Origin of the sequence: Streptomyces lunalinharesii, from assembly GCF_039532155.1 — a bacterium.
Classification (GTDB): domain Bacteria; phylum Actinomycetota; class Actinomycetes; order Streptomycetales; family Streptomycetaceae; genus Streptomyces; species Streptomyces lunalinharesii.
Map to the genome: position 1 here is coordinate 21881 of NZ_BAAARK010000064.1, position 6000 is coordinate 27880.

At 72.1% G+C, this 6000-nt stretch carries 6 protein-coding genes and 1 rRNA gene; 1 reads left to right on the plus strand and 6 read right to left on the minus strand.

Translation table 11 applies throughout. From position 1 onward, the window contains the following. Positions 1 to 449 precede the first annotated feature (449 nt). The 5 genes from ABD385_RS39265 to ABD385_RS39285 all read right to left on the minus strand — a co-directional run bounded on the left by ABD385_RS39265 (position 450) and on the right by ABD385_RS39285 (position 5026). Complete coding sequence (locus tag ABD385_RS39265; protein ID WP_344584815.1) at positions 450 to 1685, minus strand: NAD(P)/FAD-dependent oxidoreductase; 1236 nt, start codon at positions 1683 to 1685, stop codon at positions 450 to 452. Between the two features lie 3 nt (positions 1686 to 1688). Then, the gene (locus ABD385_RS39270) at positions 1689 to 1880 is read right to left on the minus strand and encodes a ferredoxin (RefSeq protein ID WP_275463531.1); all 192 of its coding nucleotides are present in this window, start codon (positions 1878 to 1880) and stop codon (positions 1689 to 1691) included. Between the two features lie 150 nt (positions 1881 to 2030). After that, a complete protein-coding gene (locus tag ABD385_RS39275; RefSeq protein ID WP_344584818.1) occupies positions 2031 to 3218 on the minus strand; it encodes a cytochrome P450 family protein in 1188 nt (395 codons plus the stop codon). Positions 3219 to 3359: 141 nt separating this feature from the next. After that, complete coding sequence (locus ABD385_RS39280; protein WP_344584820.1) at positions 3360 to 4004, minus strand: TetR/AcrR family transcriptional regulator; 645 nt, start codon at positions 4002 to 4004, stop codon at positions 3360 to 3362. Next, the gene (locus tag ABD385_RS39285) at positions 4001 to 5026 is read right to left on the minus strand and encodes a saccharopine dehydrogenase family protein (protein WP_344584828.1); all 1026 of its coding nucleotides are present in this window, start codon (positions 5024 to 5026) and stop codon (positions 4001 to 4003) included. Before ABD385_RS39285 ends, ABD385_RS39280 begins: the two co-directional genes overlap by 4 nt. A gap of 158 nt (positions 5027 to 5184) precedes the next feature. Here ABD385_RS39285 and ABD385_RS39290 point away from each other — a divergent pair, with 158 nt between their 5' ends. Beyond that, positions 5185 to 5853, plus strand: a complete 669-nt coding sequence (locus ABD385_RS39290; protein ID WP_344584822.1) for a 4'-phosphopantetheinyl transferase family protein — start codon at positions 5185 to 5187, stop codon at positions 5851 to 5853. A gap of 82 nt (positions 5854 to 5935) precedes the next feature. Here ABD385_RS39290 and rrf read toward each other — a convergent pair. Next, positions 5936 to 6000, minus strand: a 5S ribosomal RNA gene (rrf, locus tag ABD385_RS41535); the annotation flags it as partial.

The window sequence follows — 6000 nt, forward strand, 5'->3', positions numbered from 1 at the left end:
GTCCCAGTTTCAGACGCCTTCGAAGGCGTTACACATGATCTGTCCCCCGTAGCAAATGATCCCCCGACACCTGCTTGCACAAGAACAGGCTCTTCCTGGCGGCGATCACCACGTCGTGACCCACTCGCAAAGCCCGTCCCGCCTCTCCTGGAGGCGCGATAAAAACGTTACCAGAGCCGTCCTGAAGCGTCACTCGTTTGTGCGATAGGTCACGTGACCCAGAGGGCCCAAGAAGGGGTCAACCATAAATGTTCCGTGGTAATGGAAAACTTAACGCGCCATTCACACTGACCGGGTTTGCTGCCGCTGCCCAGGATAACGACGGGTTACCGCGAGTAAACCGACCCGCAAGTCGCCTTTTCTCGCCACGCCATCGCATTCCGGCCAGCGGCCGGCCAGCACCACACCCGGGCCCGCCCGCCCCACGACCCGCTCACCCCACGACCCGCTCACCCCACGGGCCCGCCACCGGCCGCCGGCCCGCCGCTCGACACCTGCTCCTCCTGGAGCCGCCGCGCGTACCCCGCCAGCCGCTTCCCCAGGTTGACGCTCACCGCACCGACCAACCGGCCCCGCCGGTAGTGCGCCTCGACCACCTTCTCCGCACCCGGCTCACCCTCCTCGACCACCACCCGGTCCCCGGTGCCCGGCAACCCCACGGACTTGATCCGCAGCCCGAACGCCGACGTCCAGAACGACGGCACGTGCACGTACGGCTCGGCCTTGGCAGGGCCCGCCAACAGGTTCCGCGCCGCCAACTCCCCCTGCGCCGCCGCATTGCTCCAGTGCTCCAACGGAACCGGACCGTCCGCCGACCGCACCGCATCGCACCGCGCCACGTCCCCGGCCACCACGACCCGCGGATCGACCACCCCGGCCACCCCCGCGCTCCGCGCGAACAGCCGCTCGTCGCAGTGGACCCGCCCCGCCGGCAGCGCCAGCCCGGCCCCCCGCAACCACCCGGTCGCCGGCTCCATCCCGATCGCCACCACCGCCACCTCGGCCGGCAGCACGCTCCCGTCGGCCAGTTCGACCCCGTCGACCCGCCCAGTCCGGGCCGCGAAGCCCGTCACCCCGGTGCCCAGCCGCAGCGCCACCCCGGCCCGCCGGGCCGCCTCGGCCACCACGCCCGGCACCGTCCCGCCCAACACCCGCAGCGGCGACCCGAACGGCTCCACCAGCGTCACCCGCACCCCGAGCCCCAGCCCGACCAGCGACGACGCCAGCTCCACCCCGACGAAACCGGCCCCGACGACGACCACCTCGCGCGCCCCGCCGTCGATCCGCGCCCGCAGCGCCCGGACGTCGTCCAGCCCCCGCACGGTCAGCACCCCGGCCGGCACCTCCCCGGGCCAGGCCCGCGCCTGCGCCCCGGTCGCCACCACCAGCCCGTCGTACGCGAGCTGGGCACCGTCGGCCAACCGCACCCGGCGCCGCTCCCGGTCCAGCCCGACGGCCGCGGTCCCCCGGACCCAGCGGGCGTCGCACTCCGCGACGCCCGCCAGCCGGATGTCGTCCGCGGTGAGCGTCCCCGCCATCACCTGCTTGGTCAACGGCGGCCGGTCATACGGGAGTTCGGCCTCCGCCGACACCACGGTCAGCGCTCCGGAAAACCCCCGCGCCCGCAGCGCCTCGCCGGCCCGGACGCCCGCCAGACCCGCGCCCACCACGACGACCTCGCGCACGGGTCAGGCCCCTTCGACCGAGATCGCCCGCACCGGGCAGGCCCGCGCCGCGGCCGCCACCTTCCCGGCGAGCTCCGGCGCCGGGTCCGGCGCGACCACCAGCTGCTCATCGTCGTCCAGTGCGAAGACCTCGGGCGCCACCAGGGCGCACTGCCCCAGCCCGTCGCACAGCGCGTAATCGACCGTGATCTGCATGGCTGATTCCCCCAACTCCCCTGTGAATGAATCCCGTTGCGCCGCGGGCCACGAGCCCCCGCCACACCCCGCCCACCGCCGGCGGCCACCCCCTCGGGCCCACACCGCCGACCGCCCCGACCGCCGTCACACCGTCACGGCCTCACACCGTCACGCCGTCTCCCGCGCGTACCGCAGCGGCAGTTCCTCCAGCCCCCGGATCGCATCCGAGGCCAGCCACCGCACCTCCGCCCGGGACACCCCCAACTCCAGCGTCGGGAAACGGTCCAGGATCTCGTTCAGGGCGATCGTCGCCTCCTGCCGGGCCAGCCGCTGCCCCAGGCAGAAGTGCGGCCCCATGCCGAACGCGACGTGCTGCGCGGTGGCCCGGCCGATGTCGAAGGCGTGCCCGTCCGCGCGCACCTCCGCGTCCCGGTTGGCCGCGTTCAGCAGGAACCGCACCAGCTCGCCCTTGCGGATGGTGACCCCACCCGCCTCGATGTCCTCCAGCGCCACCCGGTTCACCGTGGTCATCGCCGACCCGCGGAACCGCAGCGCCTCCTCCACCGCCTGGTTCACCAGCGACCGGTCCGCCCGCAGCGCCGCCAGCTGCTCCGGGTGCGTCAGCAGATCGTGCAACGCGTTGGCCAGCAGGTTCGTCACCGTGTCGTGGCCCGCGATCAGCAACACCGCGGCGAACGACGACAGTTCCTCGTCCGACAGCCCGGTCCCGTCCTCGAACCGCGCCGCGATCAACTCGCTGAGCAGGTCCTCCGTCGGCTGCTCCCGCTTGGCCCCGATCAGCCCGATGCAGTACGCGAACAGCTTGCCCGCCGACGTCTGCATCGCCTCCAGCGACGGCGCCGCGGAGATGTCCATCGCCCACTTGCGGAACGGGTCCCGGTCCTCGCCCGGCACCCCGAGCAGCTCGCAGATCACCTCCAGCGGCATCGGATAGGTGAACGCGTCGATGAAGTCCACCGTCCCGCCGTCGCCCAGCTTGTCCAGCAGCTGCCGGGTGATCTCCACGATCCGCGGCTCCAACTGCCGCACCGCCTTCGACGCGAACGCCGCGGTCACCAGCCGCCGGTACCGGGCGTGCCCCGGATCGTCCTGCTCCAGCAGCATCACCTGGAGCCCCGGCACCAGCGCCCCGTGCGGCGCGTGCGCGTGCACGTCGTTGGACAGCCGCGGATCGCTCAGCAACTCCCGGGTCAGCGCGGCACCCAGCACCGTCCAGGTCTCCTGCTGGTTCAGCTGCCGGGTACGAATGATCCCGTGCTCCGCGGCGAGCCGCGCCAGCTCCCGCTCCAGATCCGCGCTGGCCGCCAACTCGGCAAGATCGATTACCTCGGACATGACGCATTCCCCCTACGTGTGCCACGGATGACGGGCCGCCGACCCACGCCGCGGCCCGTAACGCCACGCCATGGGCCGACCGGCCCTCGGAAGAACTCCCACCCCGGACGTCGACGGCCGGCGGCTGGGACGCCCCGGACCTCAGTCCCGGAGCAACTGCACGGCCTGCTCGGCGAGTTGGGCATCCATCTCGCACGACCTGCTCCCGGCGATCCCCGACCGCATCAGGGCCGCCCCCTCGACCAACGCCACGAACGTCTCGGCCCGCGCCCGGCAGAACGCGGCGGACCACTCCGGCCGCCCCTGCTGCACGAACGCCTCCACATGGGCCACGTACTTCCGGTAGAACTCCCGGACCACCGCGGCGATCTCGTCGTCCCGCGCCGCCAGCGCCCACACCTCGACGTACAGCCGGACCAGCTGCGGGTCCTCCTGCTCGGCGAGCACCACCGCCACCACTTCGGCGGGTTCCGCCCGGCCGCCCTCCGGAACCTCGATGACCGACGGGTCCTCGCGGCCCAGCCGCAGCCCCGTCGTCTCCGCCAGCCGGTCCAACGACCGTTCCAACGCCCGCTCCAGCACGGCCTTGATCAGGTCCGCCCGGGTCGGGAAGTAGTGCTGGAGGTGACCGACCCGCACGCCGGCCTCACCGGCGATGGCCCGCAACGACGCGTCCGCGTTGCCCTTGGCGACCAGCACGGACTCGGCGGCGTCCAGCAGACTCGTCCGCCGCAGGTTGCCCTGCCGCGTCAGCTGCGGCTTGCCGCCGTCTTTCTCCTCGCTCATGACACCGTGACCTCGACCCCCGCCTTCTCCAGCGCGGAGACGACGTCCTGCGGCACCGGCGTCATCTCGGGGAACACCACCCCGGTGGGCGCCTCGGCGCCGTCCGCACCCAACACCCGACGCAGTCCCAACAGCCCGCCCAACGCGGTGAGATGGGCCTGCCCGGCCGCATCCTTGATCACCGCGGTACGCCGCTCGCCGCCCCGCCCGCGGACGTCGATCCGCAGCAGCGCGGACCCGCCCTCACCCGGCGAGTACAGCATCGACCGGCGGGTCTTCTCGAACGAGTCGCCCCGCCCCCACCGGAAGAACCCGGTCTTCTTCAACGCCAGCAGCGTCGACGTCGACGAGTTCGCGCTGAACCCGATCCGCGTGATCGCGGTGTCCAGCCCCAGCACCAGCGGCAGCGTGAACTGCTCCGGCGTGTCGATCCGCGCCACCTTCGTCCGGTGCTCACCGATCTCCACGAACCCGGCGTCACTCAACGGCATGATCATCTGCCGCTGACCGTTCTCGGTGACCTCGTAGTCCAGCCCCAGCCGGTCCATGAACTCCACCGAGTCGGTACCGGCCCGGTCCTTCAGGTCGTACCGGATGGCGATCTGCGCCTCGGCCGCACCACCCAACTCCGCCGCCAACGCCGCGGTGACCAGCGCACTCACGCCGCCCATCCAGCTCGACGACAGCAGCACCGGCGCCTTCGGCGGGTTGACCGCCGCGACCGCCGTGGCCCGCTGCAACCGCGCCGTCCACCGCGTGATGTCGACGTACGGCACACCACCACGGATGGCGGCCAGCATCACCCGGTCGTCCGGGTCGTTCACCGTGCTGATCACGGCCCGGACCCGCGCCGAGAACGGCTCCGGGTCACTCAGGTCCCACCGCCGCACCTCCGCCCCGACCTCGTCGGCCAGTGCCTTCCCTTTTTCGGGCGTGCGCCCGGTGAGCAGTAACGGCCACGAGGGCGCGGCGAGCCGGGTCAGATCGCCACCGACGGTCCCGTAACCGCCGACCACGAGCACCGGACCATTCACATCAAGCTGGAGGTCATCGTCCACGGAACCGACACTAGGTCACCCGACCTAGAAACTCAACGCCCGCCCTTGTCGCCCCCGTCACATAGAGTCGTCACCCCACGCACCCTCTACTACCGCCCCCGCCCCAGGAGTTGAGCCACCGCATGCTCATCGAGCACGTCCTCCCCCCGCACGCCGTAGGTGAGGACGCCCTCGGTGACCCGCCCGCCGACGCCCCCACCGGCCTCTTCCCGATCGAGGAACGCGAGATCGCCCGCGCCGGCGAGAAGCGCCGCCGCGAATTCACCACCGCCCGCCAGTGCGCCCACCGCGCCCTGTCCCGCCTGGGCCTCTCCCCGACCCCGCTCCCCCCGGGCCCCACCGGCGCCCCGGCCTGGCCACCCGGCATCACCGGCAGCATCACCCACTGCGACGGCTACCGCGCCGCCGCCGTGGCCCACACCGCCGACCTCCCCCACCTCGGCATCGACGCCGAACCCCACGCCCCACTGCCCCCAACAGTCCGCGACGGCATCACCACCCCCGCCGAGCGCATCCACCTCCAGGACCTCGCCACCGCCCACCCGTGCGTCCGGTGGGACCGCCTCCTCTTCAGCGCCAAGGAGTCCGTCTACAAGACCTGCGCCCCGCTCGCCCCCCGCCCCCTCCAATTCGAGGACGCCGAGATCACGTTCTCCCCCACCGCCCGCACCTTCACCGCCCACCTGCTGCTCCCCTGGCCGGCCGGCATCCCCGCCCCCGTCCTCGCCGGCCGCTGGCACGCCTCCCACGGCATCCTCCTCACCGCGGCCGCGCTACCCCGCCCGGCCTGACGAAAGGCCATTTCTGCACGCAAACGCAAAAAAGCCTCGTTCCCCGAGTCGAAACTCGGGGAACGAGGCTTTATCAAAATTTGTTCGGCGGCGTCCTACTCTCCCACAGGGTCCCCCCTGCAGTACCATCGGCGCTGAAAGGCTTAG

What these genes read in the sequence shown, in the direction of transcription:
- ABD385_RS39270 (WP_275463531.1), bottom strand. Translation starts at nt 1,880, where the DNA reads ATGCAGATCACGGTCGATTACGCGCTGTGCGACGGGCTGGGGCAGTGC.
- ABD385_RS39275 (WP_344584818.1), bottom strand. Translation starts at nt 3,218, where the DNA reads ATGTCCGAGGTAATCGATCTTGCCGAGTTGGCGGCCAGCGCGGATCTG.
- ABD385_RS39280 (WP_344584820.1), bottom strand. Translation starts at nt 4,004, where the DNA reads ATGAGCGAGGAGAAAGACGGCGGCAAGCCGCAGCTGACGCGGCAGGGC.
- ABD385_RS39290 (WP_344584822.1), top strand. Translation starts at nt 5,185, where the DNA reads ATGCTCATCGAGCACGTCCTCCCCCCGCACGCCGTAGGTGAGGACGCC.